Annotated in this window: 18 protein-coding genes and 1 pseudogene; 10 read left to right on the top strand and 9 right to left on the bottom strand. The window is 50.1% G+C overall.

What is annotated here, in order from left to right; translation table 11 throughout:
- The first annotated feature begins 6 nt into the window (after positions 1-6).
- The 6 genes from arnT (ACF8OF_RS15180) to ACF8OF_RS15155 all read left to right on the top strand — a co-directional run bounded on the left by arnT (ACF8OF_RS15180) (position 7) and on the right by ACF8OF_RS15155 (position 5961).
- Positions 7-1668 carry a lipid IV(A) 4-amino-4-deoxy-L-arabinosyltransferase gene (gene arnT / locus ACF8OF_RS15180; RefSeq protein ID WP_392497072.1) on the top strand — a complete coding sequence of 554 codons (1662 nt, stop codon included), beginning with the start codon at positions 7-9 and terminating at the stop codon, positions 1666-1668.
- 6 nt (positions 1669-1674) lie between these two features.
- Positions 1675-2025 carry a 4-amino-4-deoxy-L-arabinose-phosphoundecaprenol flippase subunit ArnE gene (gene arnE, locus ACF8OF_RS15175; RefSeq protein ID WP_262859325.1) on the top strand — a complete coding sequence of 117 codons (351 nt, stop codon included), beginning with the start codon at positions 1675-1677 and terminating at the stop codon, positions 2023-2025.
- Entirely contained in the window at positions 2022-2417 is a 396-nt protein-coding gene (gene arnF / locus ACF8OF_RS15170; protein ID WP_279800371.1) for a 4-amino-4-deoxy-L-arabinose-phosphoundecaprenol flippase subunit ArnF, read from the top strand. Before arnE ends, arnF begins: the two co-directional genes overlap by 4 nt.
- A gap of 195 nt (positions 2418-2612) precedes the next feature.
- On the top strand, positions 2613-4310 hold the full coding sequence (arnT, locus tag ACF8OF_RS15165; RefSeq protein ID WP_392497071.1) for a lipid IV(A) 4-amino-4-deoxy-L-arabinosyltransferase: 1698 nt from the start codon (positions 2613-2615) through the stop codon (positions 4308-4310).
- Between the two features lie 91 nt (positions 4311-4401).
- A complete protein-coding gene (locus ACF8OF_RS15160; RefSeq protein WP_262882326.1) occupies positions 4402-4887 on the top strand; it encodes a C40 family peptidase in 486 nt (161 codons plus the stop codon).
- Positions 4888-4944: 57 nt separating this feature from the next.
- Positions 4945-5961, top strand: coding sequence for a lipoate--protein ligase A (locus ACF8OF_RS15155; protein WP_392497070.1), 1017 nt, complete (start codon positions 4945-4947; stop codon positions 5959-5961).
- 91 nt (positions 5962-6052) lie between these two features.
- Here the strand turns inward: ACF8OF_RS15155 and ACF8OF_RS15150 are convergent, their stop codons facing one another.
- Positions 6053-6421, bottom strand: coding sequence for a helix-turn-helix domain-containing protein (locus tag ACF8OF_RS15150; protein WP_025153017.1), 369 nt, complete (start codon positions 6419-6421; stop codon positions 6053-6055).
- A 240-nt stretch (positions 6422-6661) separates the two neighbouring features.
- Between ACF8OF_RS15150 and ACF8OF_RS15145 the strand changes: the two genes are divergently transcribed.
- Entirely contained in the window at positions 6662-7282 is a 621-nt protein-coding gene (locus ACF8OF_RS15145; protein ID WP_262859321.1) for a hypothetical protein, read from the top strand.
- A 2-nt stretch (positions 7283-7284) separates the two neighbouring features.
- Here ACF8OF_RS15145 and ACF8OF_RS15140 read toward each other — a convergent pair whose 3' ends face one another.
- The 7 genes and pseudogenes from ACF8OF_RS15140 to ACF8OF_RS15110 all read right to left on the bottom strand — a co-directional run bounded on the left by ACF8OF_RS15140 (position 7285) and on the right by ACF8OF_RS15110 (position 13010).
- Positions 7285-8085, bottom strand: coding sequence for a heme ABC transporter ATP-binding protein (locus ACF8OF_RS15140; protein ID WP_392497069.1), 801 nt, complete (start codon positions 8083-8085; stop codon positions 7285-7287).
- 1 nt (position 8086) lies between these two features.
- Positions 8087-9079: a FecCD family ABC transporter permease gene (locus tag ACF8OF_RS15135; protein WP_392497068.1), complete on the bottom strand. Its 993-nt coding sequence runs from the start codon at positions 9077-9079 to the stop codon at positions 8087-8089.
- 134 nt (positions 9080-9213) lie between these two features.
- Positions 9214-9327 (bottom strand): annotated as a pseudogene (locus tag ACF8OF_RS15130) (hemin ABC transporter substrate-binding protein); the annotation flags it as partial.
- A gap of 62 nt (positions 9328-9389) precedes the next feature.
- Entirely contained in the window at positions 9390-10457 is a 1068-nt protein-coding gene (locus ACF8OF_RS15125; protein WP_279800346.1) for a hemin-degrading factor, read from the bottom strand.
- 107 nt (positions 10458-10564) lie between these two features.
- Entirely contained in the window at positions 10565-10753 is a 189-nt protein-coding gene (gene hemP / locus ACF8OF_RS15120) for a hemin uptake protein HemP (RefSeq protein WP_025153011.1), read from the bottom strand.
- Between the two features lie 197 nt (positions 10754-10950).
- On the bottom strand, positions 10951-12000 hold the full coding sequence (locus tag ACF8OF_RS15115; RefSeq protein WP_262882315.1) for a 3-deoxy-7-phosphoheptulonate synthase: 1050 nt from the start codon (positions 11998-12000) through the stop codon (positions 10951-10953).
- A gap of 146 nt (positions 12001-12146) precedes the next feature.
- Positions 12147-13010, bottom strand: coding sequence for a pyruvate, water dikinase regulatory protein (locus ACF8OF_RS15110; protein WP_025153009.1), 864 nt, complete (start codon positions 13008-13010; stop codon positions 12147-12149).
- Between the two features lie 218 nt (positions 13011-13228).
- Here ACF8OF_RS15110 and ppsA point away from each other — a divergent pair, with 218 nt between their 5' ends.
- Complete coding sequence (ppsA, locus tag ACF8OF_RS15105; protein WP_279799574.1) at positions 13229-15607, top strand: phosphoenolpyruvate synthase; 2379 nt, start codon at positions 13229-13231, stop codon at positions 15605-15607.
- A gap of 474 nt (positions 15608-16081) precedes the next feature.
- Here ppsA and ydiK read toward each other — a convergent pair whose 3' ends face one another.
- A complete protein-coding gene (gene ydiK, locus ACF8OF_RS15100; RefSeq protein ID WP_262861060.1) occupies positions 16082-17197 on the bottom strand; it encodes an AI-2E family transporter YdiK in 1116 nt (371 codons plus the stop codon).
- 209 nt (positions 17198-17406) lie between these two features.
- Here ydiK and ACF8OF_RS15095 point away from each other — a divergent pair, with 209 nt between their 5' ends.
- Entirely contained in the window at positions 17407-20475 is a 3069-nt protein-coding gene (locus ACF8OF_RS15095; protein ID WP_392497067.1) for an FAD-binding and (Fe-S)-binding domain-containing protein, read from the top strand.
- A gap of 34 nt (positions 20476-20509) precedes the next feature.
- A complete protein-coding gene (locus tag ACF8OF_RS15090) occupies positions 20510-20935 on the top strand; it encodes a hotdog fold thioesterase (RefSeq protein WP_279799572.1) in 426 nt (141 codons plus the stop codon).
- The last annotated feature ends 260 nt before the right edge of the window (positions 20936-21195 follow it).

The following is a 21195-nucleotide window of genomic DNA, read 5'->3' as shown; positions in this document are numbered from 1 at the left end:
CATTACATGCTGAATAACCGGGCGAGTAAAATCGGAGCCTTTCTGCTGGCTCTTTTTTTCGTGTTAACTTACCTTTTCCCGATCAATGATCGTCTGCTCTGGCATCCGGATGAAACCCGGTATGCGGAAATCAGCCGTGAAATGGTGACACAGGGCGACTGGGTTGTCCCGAAGTTACTCGATCTGCGTTATTTTGAAAAACCGGTGGCCGGTTACTGGGTGAATAATGTCAGCCAGCTGGTTTTCGGTCATACCAATTTTGCTGTCCGTGCAGGCTCGGTCTTCAGCATCCTTATCAGTACTCTGCTGGTTTACTGGATGACGCTTCTGATGTGGCGCAATCGTCACACAGCATTTGTTGCGTCGCTGGTCTTTGTCTCCATGTTTCTGGTGTTCAGTGTCGGCACATACAGTGTGCTCGACCCGATGTTTGCCATGTGGGTGATTGCCTCGATGGCCTTCAGCTTCAGGGCACTGAAAGCCGAAAATATGAAAACCAGGATAACGTCCTGGTGCCTGCTGGGCCTGTCCTGTGGTATGGGCTTTATGACCAAAGGCTTCCTTGCGCTGGCGATCCCGGTGGTGGCAATGCTGCCGGTGATGCTGTACCAGCGGCGTTTTATTGAGTTACTGAAATTCGGCCCGCTGGCGGTGATCTGCGCAGTGCTGATCAGCTTGCCGTGGGCGATTGCGGTTCATCAGCAGGAGCCGGATTACTGGCGCTATTTCATTGTGGTGGAGCATTTCCAGCGTTTTTCAGGTGAAGACGCCCAGCACGCCTCACCGGTCTGGTACTACATCCCGGTGATCCTGCTCGGTTGTCTGCCGTGGCTGGCGTTACTGCCCGGCGCATTATGTAAAGGCTGGAAAGAGCGGCGCAATAATCCGCCGATGTTCTTCCTGTTCTGCTGGTTTGTGGCTCCGTTCCTGCTGTTCAGTATTGCCAAAGGGAAACTGCCGACCTATATGCTGCCGCTGATGGCGCCACTGGCGGTGATGATCGCCAAATACGGTGTGGATTGTGTGCGTAAGCACCGGATGAAAGCGCTGCAGGCGAACGGTATCCTGAACCTGGCCTTTGGTGCGATCGCCGTCGCAGGACTGATCATTGCCAGCTATCTGGTGAAAAAACCAATTTATCAGCCGGATGAATGGTCCAAAGTGGTTCTGGGGATTGTCGCCTTTACTATCTGGGGCATCATCGGGTATCTCTGTTATCTGCTGAAAGCAAAACACTGGCTGTGGGCAGCTTCCTGTTCCCTGGTGGTCAGTCTGACCTTCGGCAGCGCGGTGCCGGATCACTCAGTGGATTCCAAACTGCCGCAGGCATTTATCCGCCAGAATATGGCTGATCTGGAAAAAAGTCCGTTTATTGTCAGTAACAGTGTCGGCATTGGTGCCGGACTGGCCTGGGAGCTGAAACGCGGTGATATTTATCTGCTGAATAATTCGGGCGAACTGACTTATGGTCTGAAATATCCGGACAGCGAATACCGTCTGCTGAATGATGCGACTTTCGCTGAGTGGCTGGCGGAAACCCGTAAGAAAGGGCAGGTTGCACTGCTGGTAACAGATAAAAATGATACCTACGATGCCAAACTGCCGCCGGCGGACAAACGAACCGAAAACAGCCGGATGACCCTCTATATCTATGATAAACAGCCATAAGGTGTGATGGTGTTCGGGCAAATTGTTTTACTGATTATTGTGAGTTTTCTCACCTGCGGTGGTCAGATCTGCCAGAAACAGGCGGTTGATGTCTGGCAGTCTGCACAGGAAAATGCAAAACGCAGAGGCCTGTACTGGCTGGTGCTGGCGGTGTTTCTGCTGGGTCTGGGAATGCTGCTGTGGCTGAAACTTTTGCAGGTTATGCCGCTGAATATCGCCTATCCGATGCTGAGTATCAACTTTGTGGTGGTTACCCTGGTGGCGCAGTTTTTATACGGTGAACGGGTAACCCGTAAACACTGGTGCGGTGTGGCAGCGATTGTCACCGGCGTGATTCTGATGGGAGCGGGACACTGATGCGCGGATATCTTTGGGTACTCGGCAGTGTGCTGTTTGTCACCGTCGCGCAGCTGTTGCTGAAACTGGGTGTGACACAATTACCGGATATTGCCCTGAGCCCGCAGTGGCTGGATATCCGCTGGTTGCTATCTCAGTGGCAGCCGTTCGCAGTCGTTTTCGCCGGACTGGCGGGCTATGTTCTGTCAATGGTGTGCTGGTTGCTCGCGCTGCGGGATTTGCCGCTCAATAAAGCCTACCCGCTTATCAGCCTGAGTTATGTGTTTGTCTATTTGCTGGCTGCGTTCCTGCCCTGGTTTAATGAAGGTGTGTCGCTGATAAAAAGTATCGGTATTATTTTTATTCTGTTTGGGGTGCGTCTGATCCACAGTAAAGAAAAACCCGCCGTATAATCATAATACGGCTTAGTGTTTTATTAAGCCGTCATTAAACGATTAAGCCTGTATTAATCCCTCCGTTTTTTCTTTGTTATATAAACAAAATATTCTGTTACACCGTGAATTATTTTCCCATACCCGGGTCTTAATGGAGGTAACAGAGATGATTACCTTGTTGTGGTAAAATTGTATCCTTGTCCGGAGGTTATATTGGACGTTAACAGCCGTAAGTCCGCGTTTCATGTGGCGTATCCGTCTGCCGCAATGTGGACTGTGTTATTCCTGTTGTTTATTGCAGTAACCTATTTTATTCCTTTGGAATTTCGTGCGTTATGGCAGCCGGATGAAACCCGGTATGCGGAGATCAGCCGGGAAATGCTGGCTGACGGTAACTGGGTGGTGCCGCATCTGCTGGATATCCGCTATTTTGAAAAGCCGGCGGCGGGTTACTGGGTAAATAACATCAGTCAGATGTTGTTCGGTCATACACAATTTGCAGTGCGTTTTGGTGTCCTGTTCTCAACAATGGTCAGCACATGGCTGGTTTACCGGCTGACAATGAAAATGTGGGATGAAAACGTCATCGCCCGCACAGCCGCCTTTCTGTATGCCAGTATGTTACTGGTTCTCGCACTCGGGACTTACAGTACGCTGGATCCGATTTTGACCATGTGGGTCACGCTGGTGATTTATCTCAGTTATGGGCTGATCACCGCGCAGTCACGCCGTGCATTGCTGAGCTACTGGATTGCCTTCGGGCTGGCCTGCGGCATGGCGCTGATGACAAAGGGTTTTCTGGCACTGGTATTGCCGGTTATTGCGCTGATTCCGGTGCATATTTTCTACCGGCGTTTTAAAACTATGCTTTGTTATTGCTGGGCGGGGATCGCTGCAGCCGGGCTTATCACACTGCCGTGGGCGCTGGCGATATATCACGCCGAGCCTGATTTCTGGCGCTATTTTGTCGTGGTTGAGCACATACAACGTTTTATGAGTAAAGAGGCGCAAAATCTCTCGCCATTCTGGTTCTTTATTCCGATTTTGTTTGCCGGTGTTTTACCCTGGAGCGGTTTTTTATTCGGGGCATTAAAACAGGGCTGGCAACAGCGCCGTGAAAATAAGCCGTTATTCTTCCTGCTGTGCTGGACAGTATTGCCGTTCTTATTTTTCAGTATCGCCAAAGGAAAATTACTGACCTATATTCTGCCGGTCATTGCACCACTGACGATCCTGATGGCAGCATATATCCATACCCTGATAAAAAAACAGGCCGTATCTGTCTTTAAACTGAATGCGGTGATCAATATTATTTTCGGTTTCTGCGCGGTTATTGCTCTGCTGGTAATAAACAACCTGGAAAATACCCTGGTGTATTCTGCGGATGAGCGCGGCAAATTTACCGGGGCCATTGCGATATTCCTGTTCTGGATTGCTGTTTCGGTGTTCACCCTGATAAAGGGTTGCCGTTACTGGATGCTGGCGGCATTTTGTACGGTGGCAATCAGTTTATCGGTCAGTTCGCTGTTACCGGCCCGTACGGAACGGGCAAATTTACCGCAGATTTTTATTCAGGATAATATCGCGCTGCTGAAAGATGCCCGTTATATTCTGGTTAACAGTGTTGGTATCGGCACTTCAGCGGCCTGGGAATTGCAGCGCAGCGATATTTATATGTTTGACCGTCCGGGAGAACTGAAATACGGACTGAGTGATATCTATCCGGATACAAAATCAAAATTTATTACACATGATGACTTTGAATCCTGGCTGAATAACGCCCGTAAAACCGGTAATGTTGCGCTGATCCTGCGGGATCGTCACGGGGTGGATGAAAACGATGTCTCACCGGCTGATGAACTGGTTACTGATGAAAATCTGACATTGCTGTATTACCGGAAAATGCCGTAACACCGGGTAAAATACGGCAAATATTGACTTTCACCCGCAGATATTAATACAGTAATGCGGGTTGAAGGTCAGTCGTACCGGGGATAATACAATGAAAATGATATTCCGTTCTCTGCTTTTTATCTGCGTATTAGCCGTTGTCGGCTGTTCATCGACACCGCGTAAATACCACGCACCGCCGATCAAAACGGAATTATCGGATCCGATTATGGTGATTGCCCAGTTGCGGGAACAATTATCGCAATGGTACGGTACGCCTTATCACTATGGCGGAATGGATGTAAACGGTATTGATTGCTCCGGTTTTGTCTACCGGACATTTAATGACCGCTTTGCTATTTCACTGCCGCGCACCACCAAAGCCCAGACCACTTATGGCACCCGGATTGATGTTGAGGATTTACAGCCCGGCGACCTGGTATTCTTTAAAACCGGCGGTGGCGAAAACGGGTTACATGTCGGTATCTATGATTCTGATCGCGCCTTTATTCATGCCTCGACAAGCAAAGGTGTGATGCGTTCCAGCCTTGATAACGTCTATTGGAAAAAAGTCTTCTGGCAGGCGCGCAGACTTTAAAATCATCGGTATAACTATGTTATCTTATCGGCAGCCTATTTTTTTCCGGGGGACAACATGTCGTCACTTCGTCTTTTTATTTCTGATTCCTTTGATCCGTGGTTTAACCTTGCTGTTGAAGAGTGTATTTTCCGGCAAATGCCCGCTGACCAGCGTGTGCTGTTTCTGTGGCGTAATAATGACACCGTGGTTATTGGCCGGGCGCAAAACCCGTGGAAGGAATGTAATACCCGCAAAATGGAATCCGACCATATTAAATTAGCCCGGCGCAGCAGCGGCGGCGGGGCGGTATTCCACGACAAGGGAAATACTAATTTCACCTTTATGGCCGGGAAACCGGAATATGACAAAACGGTATCCACCAATATTATTCTCGATGGTTTATCCCGGCTCGGTATTTCGGTATCGGCATCCGGGCGTAATGACCTGGTGGTGAACAGCGGAGATGGTGAGAGAAAAATTTCCGGGTCGGCGTACCGGGAAACCAAAGATCGCGGTTTTCATCATGGTACGGTATTAATTAATGCGGATTTAAGCCGTCTGGCGGATTATCTCAACCCGGATCCGAAGAAATTGCAGGCTAAAGGGATCACCTCTGTCCGCTCACGGGTGACTAATCTGGCGGAAATTATTCCGGGGATTGACCATGAACAGGTTTGTGACGTGATTAAAGCGGCGTTTTTCGACTATTACGGCGAGAAAGCGGAAACGGAACTGATTTCACCGGATTCACTTCCTGACCTGCCGGGATTTGCTGAAACCTTTGCCAGACAAAGCAGCTGGGACTGGAATTTCGGTAATGCACCGGCCTTCAGCCATCTGTTGGATACCCGCTTTAAATGGGGCGGTATTGAACTGCATTTTGATGTGGAGCGCGGCATGATCAGCCGGGCGCAGATTTTTACTGACAGTCTTGACCCGTCCCCGCTGGAGCAACTGGCACAACTACTGACTGGTCAGCGTTACAGTGCTGATGCGGTGACAGCGGTATTTACTGAGCTTATAACCGGTTATCCGGACATGCACGATGAATTGACTCAGTTGCGGGACTGGCTGGCGGCAGAGCTTAAATAAAGCAGGCGGTTAATCGGCTCAGTGATTACAGCAGGATAAAAAAATATCCCCGTTTGACCGGTGACGGCGGCGGGGATATTTTTTCAGCCATTTAGTGTGAACCACACTCCATGAAACAGCGCGGTTCCGGCATCTGGCCGTGATCACGGAATTTTGCCGGTGTGGTATTGAAATGTTTTTTAAAGATACGGGTAAAGGTTGCCTGTGAACTGAAACCATACTGCAACGCGATATCCAGAATAGACATATCGTTATCGCGCAGAGATTTAGCGGCCTCCAGCAGGCGACGTTTACGGACATACTCACCTAATGTGCATCCCTTGATATCTTTGAAAATACGCTGAAGATGCCATTTTGAATAACCGCTTTTATCCGCAATAGTATCGATTTTGATCCCTTCATTGCGCTGTAACTGAGTTTCCAGCCATTTGATAATATCGTTCACTACACTTTCTGACATGTTCACCTCCCAAAATCGGGCTACAATCTATAAATTCTAATAGTCACAGATGTTATTAGTCATATTTTATGAATTTTCCAAGAATTGTGTAGGCAAATCGTGCCTTTCATGATTGAGAATCATTATCAGACCAATAGATGAAACCAATTGGTTTATCACCAGCATATAGCACCATATGTCACCAATTACAGATTGGAAATCGATAGAATCCGCTGACGATAAATATAATTCAGGATAGTTATGTCACAGCAATTTCGGTTTCTTTTCGGGGCAATGGGGCGTTTTTTTATGTTGGCACTGATCATGGCTGCCAGCACAGGTCTGTTGTTTATTGATATTTTGGTTCTTAAGAATGATTTGGGGGAAGACTCGGTGACAGAAATTGTTGCTGAAGTGATGCTGCTCGCCGTGATTGTGCTGTTTTTCCGCAAAGGGCTGCGGGAACCGGAGGACAGAGCGGGTTTTTTCCTGATTGCCGGATTGTTTGCCAGCATGCTGATCAGGGAGTTGGATCAGATTTTTGATTATATTTCTCACGGCGCATGGTTCTGGTTCGCGGTTCCGGTCTCACTGGCTGCGATTGTCTATGCTTTTCTGCATCCGCGTACAGCGGTTAGCGGGTTGTACCGTTTTGTCACCCACCCGGCATACGGGATGATGGTCACCGGTTTGCTGGTGGTACTGGTATTTTCGCGCCTGTTTGGTATGGGGATTTTATGGCGCGGCATGATGGGGGATGATTTTAACCGGCTGGCAAAAAACCTGGCAGAAGAGGGCTGCGAATTGCTCGGGTATACCTTATGTTTGCTCTCGGCAATGACTTTTTGCCGCAAACAACGTGTTACGGCAAAAAGTGATTAATATTACGGGGTAAGTAACACAGAATTATTGCCGGTAAGCGGATGGCGGAGCGTTATCAGGTCAGCCTGATAGGTTTCCGTCAGTACCGTTTTTTGTAGTACTTCTCCCGGCATTCCCTGACGGACAATGCATCCGTTATTCAGCATTATGATGTGGTCAGCATATAAAGACGCTAAATTCAGGTCATGCAGAATACAGAAGACGGCCAGGGAGGTCGTGCTCACCCGCTTTTTCAGCATCCGTATCAGGCGTTGCTGGTGGTGAAGATCCAGCGCGGCAGTGGGTTCATCCAGTAATAGCAGGCGGGGAATGGGCAACGGGCCGCTCAGTTGCATCAGTGCCCGTGCCAGATTAACCCGCTGCTGCTCACCACCGGAAAGCTGATACCAGCGTTTATCGAGCAATGATTCGCAGGCCGTCAGGTGTATCACTTCATCAATGATCGTCTGACGTGTATATTCTCTGTGCAAATCCCCCAGCGCAATAATGTCTCTGACCCGGTAGGGGGCAGAGATAGCACTTTGTTGTGTCATGACCGCCCTGATCTGTGCCAGAGCAGCGGGCGACCAGGATGTCATCGGTTTTTCGCGCAGCATGATTTGTCCGCTGTCACAGGGGCAATAACCACTGAGTAAACGAAGAAGGGTTGATTTTCCCGCACCATTCGGGCCGGTAACAGCAGTGATGGTTCCGCAGTGTAATGTCAGGGAGATATCACTGATTACCGGCTGTCCGTGGCGGGAAAAACAGATATTCTCTGCAACCAGTACCGGTGGTGTGGTATTTGTGGTTATGCGGGACATATTATTCCTTCACCGAGAAAATCAGCCAGAGAAAATAAGGCGCGCCGAGCAGTCCGGTCAGTAACCCGACCGGAATTTCTGCCGGTACCACCAGGGTGCGGGCAAGAGTGTCCGAAAGCAGTAACAGCAGCGCGCCTGCAAGGGCCGATGTTACCAGCAGAAGCCGGTGATGCCAGCCGAAAATCATACGCATCAGGTGGGGGATAACCAGGCCGATAAAACCGATAATTCCGCACAGTGCCACGGTGATACCGGTAAGCAGAGCACTGATCAGCAGTACACACTGTTGTGTCCGGCGGACATTGACGCCGGCATAATGTGCTTCTTCCTCTCCCAGCTGAATCATATCCAACGGACGTGACAGCCTGAATGCAGCATAAAATACAGGGAGTATCAGTATGATAGTCGGCAGCAGCAGAACCCAGCTGATATGCCCGGTGCCGCCCATCATCCAGAGTGAAAACTGACGTAATTCGTTATCATCACTCAGATAATTGAGTACGCCGACAAAAGACATGCTGATGGCATTAACGGCGATACCGCACAGTAACAGGCGCAGTAATGGCTGACGGCGGCGGTTGAGCATAAAAATCAGCCCGCTGATACAAAGCGCACCACTGAATGCGGTAATAATGTGCAGATACAGTGTGAGTGTACCGCTCAGATAAGGCGCGATAAAGACAATGCCCAGTGCTACGGCAACGGCAGCACCGCTGCTGATCCCGAGTAAACCGGGATCAGCCAGCGGGTTGCGGAACAATCCCTGCAATAATACACCGGCAGTCGCCAGTGCCATGCCAGCCAGAACAGCCAGTGCAATCCTCGGCAGACGTACAGACAACCAAATCTGCCAGAGTTGCGGGGTGATCTCACCCCGCAGGAATGCACTGACAGAAACCGGCAGTCCGCCGGTATTCATGGCAGTAAATATCATGACTGATAACAGCAAACAGAGGCACAGGCAGCGCAGATGAAAAGCAGGCGGATTGTTCATAGCGCAGCTGTTGCCTCCATCGCTTTGCGTAACTGACGCAGTGTTTCAGGCGTTTGTAACCCGAAGCCGAGAAATCCCATGTCATCGGCTATCAATACGCTCTGGTGTTTTCCGGCGGGGGTTTGCGCCAGTCCCGGTAACTGAGTGACTTGTGGCGGATGCTCACTGGTCGTATCACGGGCAATGACCCGATCACCGGCACCGAGTGCAAAAACAATCTCGGTGACATCCCCGCCCAGGGTAATAATACCACCTTGAACACTGAGTGCAGACGGACAAAAGCAGAACAGCAGCAGCAAGATATATTTTTTCATGCTACAGCCTTATCGATATTGTCTGACAGCAGGGTATCAATCTGACGACGCCAGACAGTTTGTTCCGGTTCACCTTCGGTGCGCTGGCCGAACAACTGGGCGATAGCCTGGCCGTTTTTATCAAATAATTCCATGCTGGTAACAATACCGTCTTTGGTGGGTTTACGGGTTATCCAGCATTCCGCAATGTGTGATTCAGCTATGCGGAAAGAGAATAACTCATTGAAAATATGAATGTAGTATTTTCCGCTATCCGCGGAGATCATCCTTTCGAGCCGGGTGATGGCGCCGGTGAAAATCTGGACACATCCCCGGTTGGTGACAAAGATCATGATGTCATTCTTATCTTTTTCGCACAGTGCGAGCAGCCGTAATAATGCACTGTTATCTATCCGCTGTGCCAGCGTGTTATCCACATAACGGAATGCCTGTAAGCGGCTGATATTAAATTTTTTCAGCAGAGTAAAGAACTGGTGTACATCGGTCATTTGCTGCCAGTTGCGGGTAAATTCAGTCTGCTGTTCCGGTGTCAGTGGCACGGAAGCCGGAATGACGACAGGCCTGGGGGTAACCCGTGGATTGTCATGCGTGGCAAATTGTGCAGTCAGTTGTTTCCAGACGGTCATATCCGTATTACGTGTAGTATATATTTTGTGGACAGCATAGCCGTGACGATCAAAAAACTGCAGGCTGTGTTGCAGCCCGTTCAGCGTATTTTCTGCTAACACAAATGCAGAGTGCCACTGAGACAGGAAAAAGCGTAAATCCAGCCCGTACGGATTCAGCAGCAGGCTTGCATGTTCCCCGAACTCGACATTAGCATATGTGCCGTAGTGTTCCTGCATCGCATTGTCATTTTCGGTAACGCCGGCCAGGTCGCCGGCAGTGGCAAGTAAACGAAAAATAGCGGGGATATCCGGTGTGAGGCGGCAGGTATCATATCCGACCCGGCAGTGTGCCAGCTCCGCCTCGGATATGCGCATTTTTTTAGCAATATCATAGGAACAGGCGAATAAATCCCGTTTACTCAGGGCGATGTAACGGGAGAGTTTTTTGTCGCTCATGGCAGATCCTTACTTTTTCATGGTTTGTACCAAACAGGTGCAAACCGGATAACAGGTGTCAAAAAGTAAGCTGGCTGCCTTAAGGAAACAGGTGGCTGGCCGGTATATTATTTGGTCAGAATCAGTTTTCCGTTTTTTGTCCGGCGCAGGTGATATTCCTCGTTCTGATGGTGGATAATAATGCGTTGCTGAGGCCCCAGGAGTGCCTCGCTGCTGATAACGGTGATCTTATTTGTTGCTGTATTTTTATATCCGGAACGTCCGGATATCACAGAATTCTGATTATTTTCAGTCATATAATTTTATTTGATATCAATTCTCACTCGCAAATTATTATCAGCAGATGATGGAATCTGTACAAGCGATTTCTTTCCGGAGGGGGGATTTACATGGAAAAAGTGAGCTGTATCTCAACTATATGGTGTGTAAATGATAACTATGAGTGATGAATAAACAGGATGCCGGGCATCCTGTTTCATAATAAGGAAAAAAATCAGCCGAAACGGGCATTCGCCGCGTCAGCCAGAATATCCAGTAAGGTGACGGTATCCGCCCAGCTCAGGCACGGGTCAGTAATTGACTGCCCGTACACAGGCGCTTTGTGATTGACCAGTTTTTGTGTGCCTTCCTGAATAAAGCTTTCCGCCATAACACCGGCGATAGCCCGCGAACCGTCTTTAATCTGTTGTGCGACATCTTTGGCGACATCCAGCTGACGACGGTGGATTTTCTGACAGTTACCGTGGCTGAAATCAATCACCAGATGTTCCGGCAGGTCAAACTGGCGCAGCTGATCACAGGCGTGTGCAATATCACCGGCGGCATAGTTCGGTGTTTTGCCGCCGCGCATAATAATGTGCCCGAACGGATTGCCTTTGGTCTGGTAAATGGTCATCTGACCGTCTTTATCCGGTGACAGGAACATATGACCGGCCTGTGCGGCACGGATAGCATCAATCGCAATTTTGATATTGCCGTCAGTCCCGTTTTTAAAGCCGACCGGGCAGGAGAGTGCGGAGGCCATTTCGCGGTGGATCTGGCTTTCCGTGGTCCGGGCACCGATTGCCCCCCAGCTGATCAGATCCGCAATATACTGCCCGGTGACCATATCGAGAAACTCGGTGGCTGTCGGGACATTCAGTGCATTAACGTCGATCAGCAGTTTGCGTGCCAGCCGGATACCTTCATTGACCTGACAGGAGTTGTCCAGACGCGGATCTGAAATCAGGCCTTTCCAGCCGACCACCGTACGCGGTTTTTCAAAATAGGTACGCATCACAATTTCAAGGCGCGCGCTGTATTTTGGCAGAAGCTCGCTCAGGCGTTGTGCGTAATCCAGTGCGGCAATCGGGTCATGCACAGAGCAGGGGCCGACAATCACCAGCAGACGCGGGTCGTCACCGGTTAAAATGCGTTCAATGCGGGTTCGTGATGTGGCGACATTCTTAGTAATTGCTGCTGTGGCCGGAAACTCGCCGGCCAGCGCAGACGGGGTGATCAGTTTGTCTATTGCCCGTGTGCGCAGTTCATCCGTTTTTTCCATAGATTAATGCTGTCTCTGAATTCGGTCAGTTGCTGTGTGAAACCACAGTGATACCGATCACAATAAACGAAAACGTGATGATTACAAGATACAATTGCAGAAAGTGGATCACCGGGGGAATGTGATCCACTTAACCGTTTCCGCTGTCAGAACATACGGCGGTTTAATCCCAGAGAATCGATGATTTTTGTCGATATCTCTTCCACCGAATAGTTGGTGGTGTTGAGGTAGCTGATTTTGTGTTTGCGGTACAGTGCTTCCACTTCTGCCAGTTCCATCCGGCACTGGCGGATTGAGGCGTAGCGGCTGTTTTCACGGCGCTCTTCCCGGATAGCGGCAAGACGTTCAGGATCAATGGTCAGACCGAATAGTTTTTTATTATACGGTTTCAGGGCGGCAGGCAGCTGCAGATTGTCCATATCATCTGCGGTAAACGGATAGTTGGCGGCCTGGATACCGAACTGCATCGCCAGGTAGAGGCTGGTCGGGGTTTTACCGCAGCGGGAAACGCCGAGCAGAATCACCTGAGCCTGATCCATATTACGCAGTGAAACACCGTCATCATGCGCCAGCGCGAAATCAATGGCGGCGATCCGGGCGTCATACTGGCTCAGATTGCGTTTGGATAAACCATGCGTCCGGTTGAACATCGGCTGAGGTTCCATCTGAATCTCTTTCTGAATCGGTGCCACCAGGGTCTGGACGATGTCCTGGCAGCAGCCCTGACTGCCGGTAATAGCTTCACGCACGTCCTGACAGATAATGGAGTAGAACACCAGCGGGCGTAACCCGGTGGTTTCAAAAATGGTATCGATTTTTTGTCTGATTTCCAGCGCACGCTCTACGGTTGCCACGAAAGGCAGAGTGTAAGCGATAATATCAATAGGGAACTGAGACAATACAGCATGACCTAATACTTCCGCCGTAATAGCCGTTCCGTCAGAAATAAAGAAGACACTCCGTGTTTCTTTATTTTGTGTATCAGAAGATGAGCCGGTTGTGATAGACATGTTATTTATTTTCCTATGTTTTTTGCTGAATCGATAATCCGGAGCAACGGCACAAATAAATTAAAACATGATTATAAAGGATAAAAAAATATTGTAATCGGGTTGATCGATTCACCTGTCTATATTCTTACAAACATTGTGATAATCTGTTTCTGATGCTCAGCAGAGCCCGTATTTCCGATTTTACCTTCTTTTGAATGTTAAAAGGATTGCTTGCAATGTCCAACAATGGTCAAACCCCGTGTAATGTACTTTGGTATAACCAATTAGGTATGAATGACGTACCCCGTGTCGGTGGTAAAAATGCGTCTTTAGGTGAAATGATAACCAATCTTTCCGGATTAGGCGTGTCTGTTCCCAATGGTTTTGCCACCACGGCACAGGCCTTCAATGACTTTCTTGAGCAAAGTGGCGTCAACCAGCGTATTTATGAGCTGCTGGATAAAACGGATGTTGACGATGTCAACCAGCTGGCGAAAGCCGGTGCACAGATCCGCGGATGGGTAATTGATACCCCGTTCTCCGCGGAATTTGAGCAGGATATCCGTCAGGCGTATGAACAGCTGTCCGAAGGCGAGAAAGGCGCATCTTTTGCTGTGCGTTCTTCCGCAACGGCTGAAGATATGCCGGATGCCTCCTTCGCGGGACAGCAGGAAACTTTCTTAAACGTGCAGGGCATTGATGCGATTATGGTCGCCATCAAGCACGTATTTGCTTCATTATTTAATGACCGCGCGATTTCTTACCGCGTGCATCAGGGCTATGACCACCGTGGTGTTGCGCTGTCTGCCGGTGTTCAGCGCATGGTACGTTCTGACCTCGCGTCTTCCGGCGTGATGTTCACTATCGATACCGAGTCCGGTTTTGACCAGGTGGTCTTTATTACATCCGCTTACGGGCTGGGTGAGATGGTGGTGCAGGGCGCGGTAAACCCTGATGAGTTTTATGTCCACAAACCAACCCTGGCAAAAGGCCGTCCGGCCATTGTCCGCCGTACCATGGGTTCCAAGAAAATCCAGATGGTTTATGCGGATGACACCAGTCACGGCAAACAGGTGCGTATTGAGGATGTGGATGCAGAAAAATGCAAACGTTTCTCACTGACCGACAGTGAAGTGGAAGAGCTGGCAAAACAGGCTGTTACCATTGAAAAACACTACGGTCGTCCGATGGATATCGAGTGGGCGAAAGACGGTAACAACGGCAAACTGTATATCGTGCAGGCACGTCCGGAAACTGTCCGTTCCAATCAGCAGGTGATGGAGCGTTATCAGCTGAACGGCCAGAGCAATGTGCTGGTTGAAGGCCGTGCAATCGGTCACCGTATCGGTGCCGGTGTGGTCAAAGTTATCCATGACCTGAGCCAGATGGATCGTATTCAGCCGGGTGATGTGTTAGTCACTGATATGACTGACCCGGACTGGGAACCGATCATGAAGAAAGCCGCGGCGATTGTGACCAACCGTGGCGGCCGTACCTGCCATGCGGCAATCATTGCCCGTGAGCTGGGGATCCCGGCGGTGGTTGGTTGCGGTGATGCCACCGAACTTCTGAAAGAAGGTCAGGAAGTGACGGTTTCCTGTTCTGAAGGGGATACCGGTTACGTCTACGGCGGCAAACTGGATTTTGATATCCACTCTTCTGAAATCGATAAAATGCCGGAAGTGGGCACCAAAATCATGATGAACGTCGGTAACCCTGACCGTGCATTTGACTTTGCCTGCCTGCCGCATGAAGGTGTCGGTCTGGCGCGTCTGGAATTTATCATCAACCGTATGATTGGTGTACACCCGCGCGCACTGCTGGAATTTAATCAGCAGACCCCGGAATTACAGGCGGAAATCCGCAGTATGATGCAGGGCTATGATGATCCGGTGGAATTCTATATCGGTCGCCTGGTTGAAGGGATTGCCACGATTGCCGCGGCGTTCTATCCGAAGAAAGTGATTGTCCGTCTGTCTGACTTTAAATCCAACGAATATGCCAACCTGGTCGGCGGGGATATCTACGAACCGCATGAAGAGAACCCGATGCTGGGCTTCCGTGGTGCCGGTCGTTATGTGCATGATGATTTCCGTGATTGTTTCGCACTGGAATGTGAAGCAGTGAAACGTGTGCGTAATGATATGGATCTGACTAACGTCGAAGTGATGATCCCGTTTGTCCGTACTGTGGCACAGGCAGAAGCCGTGGTGAATGAACTGGCGGCTCATGGTCTGAAACGCGGCGAAAATGGCCTGCGCCTGATTATGATGTGTGAAATCCCGTCAAACGCACTGCTGGCTGACCAGTTCCTCGAGTATTTCGACGGTTTCTCTATCGGCTCCAACGACATGACACAGCTGACGCTGGGTCTGGATCGTGACTCCGGTGTGGTTTCCACGCTGTTTGATGAGCGCAACGATGCGGTGAAAGCGCTGCTGTCGATGGCGATCAACGCGGCGAAAGCACGTAACAAATATGTGGGAATATGTGGTCAGGGACCATCCGATCACCAGGATTTTGCGGCCTGGCTTATGGAACAGGGAATCGACAGTGTTTCGCTTAATCCGGATACTGTAGTGAAAACCTGGATTTCATTAGCAGAAAATCACTGATTCAGTCATTTAAAATGATTAAAAGCCCGGATTATTTCGGGCTTTTTTTTGGTATTCGATGTTAGAATATCCGTCAGCACTTAAGGCAAATCAAAATAAAACCAAATCAGATATCCTGAATTACAGGCAAAAAAAAAGCCTATCATGGGCTGACAGGCAAAGACTACACACAGCAATATTTGTATTCGGAAGGTATCATTGTAATGAATAACAATACCTTTTAATTCGTTACTTGATGGCGGATATATTAAAATAATTAAGATATGCCTGCATTAAGAATTGTCTCAATATATATATTTACTGATTGTTAGATAAGTGAAATATATTCAGAACCTCTGTCCGTAACGGGAATAAGTCCGGTATATTTTTCTCAATGTATATTAATATTTCAAATTATTAATGCTATTTATGAACCATAATTGAATAATTAATTAAATATATCAGAGGTGCGTTCCGGCACCTCTGATTAAAAACTTATTCTTTTTCCGAGAGTTGTTCTTCCATATAAGCACGAACTTCCGTCAGGTCATCTGACGGCTTTGGCACATCATTCATCCATGCCTTCAGCAGTGTGTAAGAAACGGCCAGCACGACAGGGCCGATAAAGAGTCCGATCATGCCGAGTGATAACATCCCGCCGATAACACCCGTCAGAATCAGAACCATCGGTAAATCTGCCCCCATTTTGATGAGATACGGACGCAGAATGCCATCCATGGTGGCAACTATACCGGCCCAGACAATCATCACCACAGCCCAGGTGGTATCGCCTGTCCAGAACAGATAAATGATGGACGGGATCATAATCAGCAGCGGGCCGAGTTGTGCCACACAGCAGATAAAAATAAGTACAGTCAGAATCGCGGCAAACGGTACGCCGGCCAGCCCCAGACCCAGTCCGCCGATAATCGCCTGGGTTAATGCGGTGACCACAACCCCCAGCGCCACAGCGCGTACAGACATGGCTGCCAGCAACACGGCGGCGTCACCGCGCATCCCGGCGAGACGCAGGGCGAAATGACGGAAGCCGCGCATCGTTTCTTCGCCCTGAAGGTAGAGCAGGGCACTGAACAGCAGCATAATCGCCAGGTGGAACAGGAATTTACCGGCACTCAGTAACTGTGTCAGGAACCAGGCCGCGCCCTGTCCGAGGTAAGGCTGGATTTTCGCCATCATGGCGTTACCGCCGCTGGCGACCAGGGTTGTCCAGCTGGCAAACAGTTTCGGCCCGATAACCGGGATTGAGTCAAGCCAGTACAGCTCCGGCAGTGTCAGCTGCCCCGGAGATTTGACCCAGCGCATCAGCGGTTCACTGTTTTCGACGATACTGTTGATAAGCAAAGCCAGCGGAAAGACAAACAACAGAATAATCAGCATGACCATAATGGATGCGGCTATCCAGCGGCTGTTACGGACACGGCGGCGGATAGCGGTATAAACCGGCCAGGTGGCAATGACTATCATACCTGCCCAGACGAAGCCCGGAAGAAACGGACTTAATACCCAAAAACTAATGACAATGAGAATTGATATCGCTCCGACGGCGAATATTAGTTTAGGTAAATCATAACCCGGTTGCGATTTTTCCACGGATAAGTTTCCCTTTGTAAATAAATTAACTGGTTGTTCCCGATAAAGGAGCGCGAATATTGCGTTATTTTATTGCAGGCGCAAAATGAATACATTGTGTGTTAAGGTGAATATTCTCTCATGAATCATGCATCAGAATGAAGAGTTAACCACATAATTATATTGTCAGATTTGCAATGTGACCATTTATGATAAAAGAGCCGCAGATAATGATCCCACGATTAACGCACTCCCCTCAGGTAAGCCCGGCGGTTGAACGTTATATTCACGCCCTCAATGAAAGCGGATTTACCGGTGATACCACCACCCGCTATGGCGACCGGCTGACACTCGCGACCGATAACAGTATTTATCAGCTTCTGCCGCAGGCAATCGTTTTCCCGCGTTCAACCGCCGATGTGATTCTGGTGATGCGCCTCGCCGCACAGGATGAATTCCGGTCGGTTACTTTTACTCCGCGCGGCGGCGGTACGGGCACTAATGGTCAGTCGCTGAATAACGGGGTGGTGATCGATTTATCCCGCTATATGAACCGCATCCTGGAAATTAACCCGGAGCAGGGCTGGGTACGGGCGGAAGCGGGCGTGATTAAAGATCAGCTCAATGCATATCTGAAACCGTACGGCTATTTTTTCGCACCGGAGTTATCCACCTCCAACCGCGCCACGCTGGGCGGGATGATTAACACTGACGCTTCCGGGCAGGGCTCACTGGTATACGGCAAAACGTCTGATCATGTGCTGGGGCTGCGCTCGGTATTGCTTCACGGTGATTTGCTGGATACCGCACCACTGCCGGTCAGTGAGGCGCGGCGCTGTGCACAGGAGGAAAGTGCAGCCGGGGAACTTTACCGCACCACACTGGAGAGCTGTGAAACTCACCGGCAAACCATCCTGGACAGCTTTCCGAAACTTAACCGTTTTCTGACCGGTTATGATCTGCGCCATGTCTTCAGTGATGATATGCAGACCTTTGATCTGACCCGTCTCCTGGCAGGCTCGGAAGGCACACTGGCGGTGATCACTGAGGCAAAACTCAACATCACGCCAATCCCGAAAGTGCGCCGCCTGGTGAATGTCAAATATGATGCATTTGATTCCGCGCTGCGCAATGCACCGTTTATGGTGGCGGCTCAGGCGCTGTCAGTGGAAACCGTGGATTCAAAAGTGCTGAATCTGGCGCGGGAAGATATCGTCTGGCATTCCGTCAATGAACTGATCACGGATGTGCCGGATAAAACCCTGCTGGGATTAAATATCGTTGAATTTTGCGGGGATGATGAAGCGCTTATCGACGGACAGGTTGCGTCACTGTGTGAACGTCTGGATTCATTGATGGCAAATAATGAGGCGGGTGTGATTGGCTATCAGGTTTGCCGTGAACTGAGTGGTATTGAGCGTATTTATGCAATGCGCAAAAAAGCGGTGGGCTTGCTCGGTAACAGTAAAGGGGCGGCAAAACCGATCCCGTTTGTTGAAGATACCTGTGTGCCGCCGGAACATCTGGCGGATTACATCACTGAGTTCCGCGCGCTGCTGGACAGCCATCATCTGGAATACGGCATGTTCGGTCATGTGGATGCGGGTGTGCTACACGTGCGTCCGGCGCTGGACATGTGCTCACCGGAACAGGAAATGCTGATGAAGCAGATTTCCGATGATATCGTTGCGCTGACTGCCAAATACGGCGGACTGCTGTGGGGTGAGCACGGTAAAGGATTCCGGGCGCAGTACAGTGAGGCTTTTTTCGGTGACACGCTGTATCGCGAACTGCGCCGTATCAAAGGGGCATTTGACCCGGAAAACCGGCTTAATCCCGGCAAAATCTGTGCGCCGTTAACCCGTGACGCACCAATGATGCAGGTGGATGCTATTAAGCGCGGCACCTATGACAGAACGATCCCCGTTGAGGTCAGAAATACCTTTTCCGGAGCGATGAACTGTAACGGCAACGGCCTGTGTTTTAATTTTGATGTCAAAAGTCCGATGTGCCCGTCAATGAAAGTGACGCAATCGCGCTTTCATTCACCGAAAGGCCGTGCCGGACTGGTGAGAGAGTGGCTGCGGCTGCTGGCAGAGCAGGGCACGGACCCGGCGCTGTTATCACAGGCTGTACCGCAGAGCCGGATTTCTCTGCGCGGACTGATTGAAAAAATCGGCAATACGCGGCGGGCATCCCGCGGGGAATATGATTTCTCCCATGAAGTGAAGGAATCGATGTCCGGTTGTCTGGCCTGCAAAGCCTGCTCCACACAATGCCCGATAAAAATTGATGTTCCGGAATTCCGCGCCCGGTTTCTGGCACTCTATCACGGGCGCTATTTGCGCCCGCTGCGTGACCATCTGGTGGCGAATGTGGAAGCCGGTGCGCCGCTGATGGCGAAAGCGCCAAAGGTGTTTAACTTTTTCCTGAAACAGCCGTGGGTGCAGAAACTCAGTGAAAAAACAGTGGGTATGACGGATTTACCGCTGCTGTCGTCACCGTCACTGAAACAGCAGCTGGCGGGGAGCAACGCGGTTTCCGTCACCCTGGAAATGCTGGAAAGCATGAGTGAGGAACAGCGCCGGGCCGGACGTTATCTCTTTATTGTTCAGGATCCGTTCACCAGCTATTTTGACGCAAAAGTGGTGGCCGATTTTGCCGCGCTGGCGGAAAAGCTTGGTTTTCAGCCGGTGCTGCTGCCGTTCAGCCCGAACGGAAAAGCGCAGCATATTAAAGGTTTTCTTTCCCGGTTTGCCCGCACGGCAAACAAAACAGCGGATTTCCTCAACCGGGTGGCGCGGCTCGGTTGCCCGATGGCGGGTGTCGATCCGGCGCTGGTGCTCTGTTACCGCGATGAATACAAAACCGTTCTGCCACCGGAGAAACAGCAGTTCCGCGTGATGTTAGTCCATGAATTTCTGACGGAATATACGGATTTATTACCGGTGAAAGATGTCCGTGAGGATACTCCCCCCTGGTATCTGTTCAGTCACTGTACCGAGGCGACTGCGCTGCCGGACAGTGTGAAAATCTGGCAGAATCTGTTCCGCCGTTTTGGCGCAACATTGCAATCGGTCAGCACCGGCTGCTGTGGTATGGCGGGGACTTACGGCCATGAGATGCCGAACCTGGCGCGTTCGAAAGGGATTTATCAGCTTTCCTGGGCGCAGCCGTACCAGTCGCTGCCGTCAGAACGCTGCCTGACTACCGGGTATTCCTGCCGCAGCCAGGTAAAGCGGATGGAAGGTAACGTGATGCTGCACCCGTTGCAGGCGCTGCTGACACTGGTATCCTGATAGCGGGATAAAACACGACGCGGAGAGCTTATTAATGATATGGAAACGACCTGCAACACCGGCAGAACTGAATCGCATCTCGGAAGGGAATATGCTCAGCCACCTGGGCATTGTCTTCACGGCAGTGGAGCCGGAGCAGTTGATCGCGACGATGCCGGTCGATGACCGGACCAAACAGCCGCACGGCCTGCTGCACGGCGGGGCATCGGTGGTACTGGCGGAAAGCCTCGGCTCGGTAGCCGGATATCTGTGCAGTGAAGGGGATGAAACCGTGGTCGGTGTTGAGATTAATGCTAACCATGTCCGTGCGGTGCGCAGTGGTGTTGTTACCGGTTATTGTAAGGCGGTACACCTCGGGCGCAATCAGCAGGTCTGGTCTATTGAGATTTTTGATGAACAGCAGCGGTTATGCTGTATTTCCCGTCTGACCACTGCGATTCTGCGTGGGTCAAAAAAATAACATCTGAGCAACATATCAGCCGGTATTACGTGAATTCTGCCCGGAATTTCCGTGTACCGGCACTTCTCTGCAAAAGTCGTATTTATAATGTTCCTTTTGTGCCATTGATACTGTACTGATCGGTACGGTAATGAGCATTTATCATTGATAAATAATCTCTTTTACAAACAATAAATTAATTCACTTTTCGCTCAAAAATGATAACGCTTGTCTGATACGCTTGTCTATTATTTAAGCAATAATCGGAATATCCTTTCAAA

Source organism: Morganella sp. TYF_1 (genome assembly GCF_043105645.1).
GTDB classification, from domain to species: domain Bacteria; phylum Pseudomonadota; class Gammaproteobacteria; order Enterobacterales; family Enterobacteriaceae; genus Morganella; species Morganella morganii_B.
This window is presented reverse-complemented; position numbering and strand designations above follow the sequence as displayed.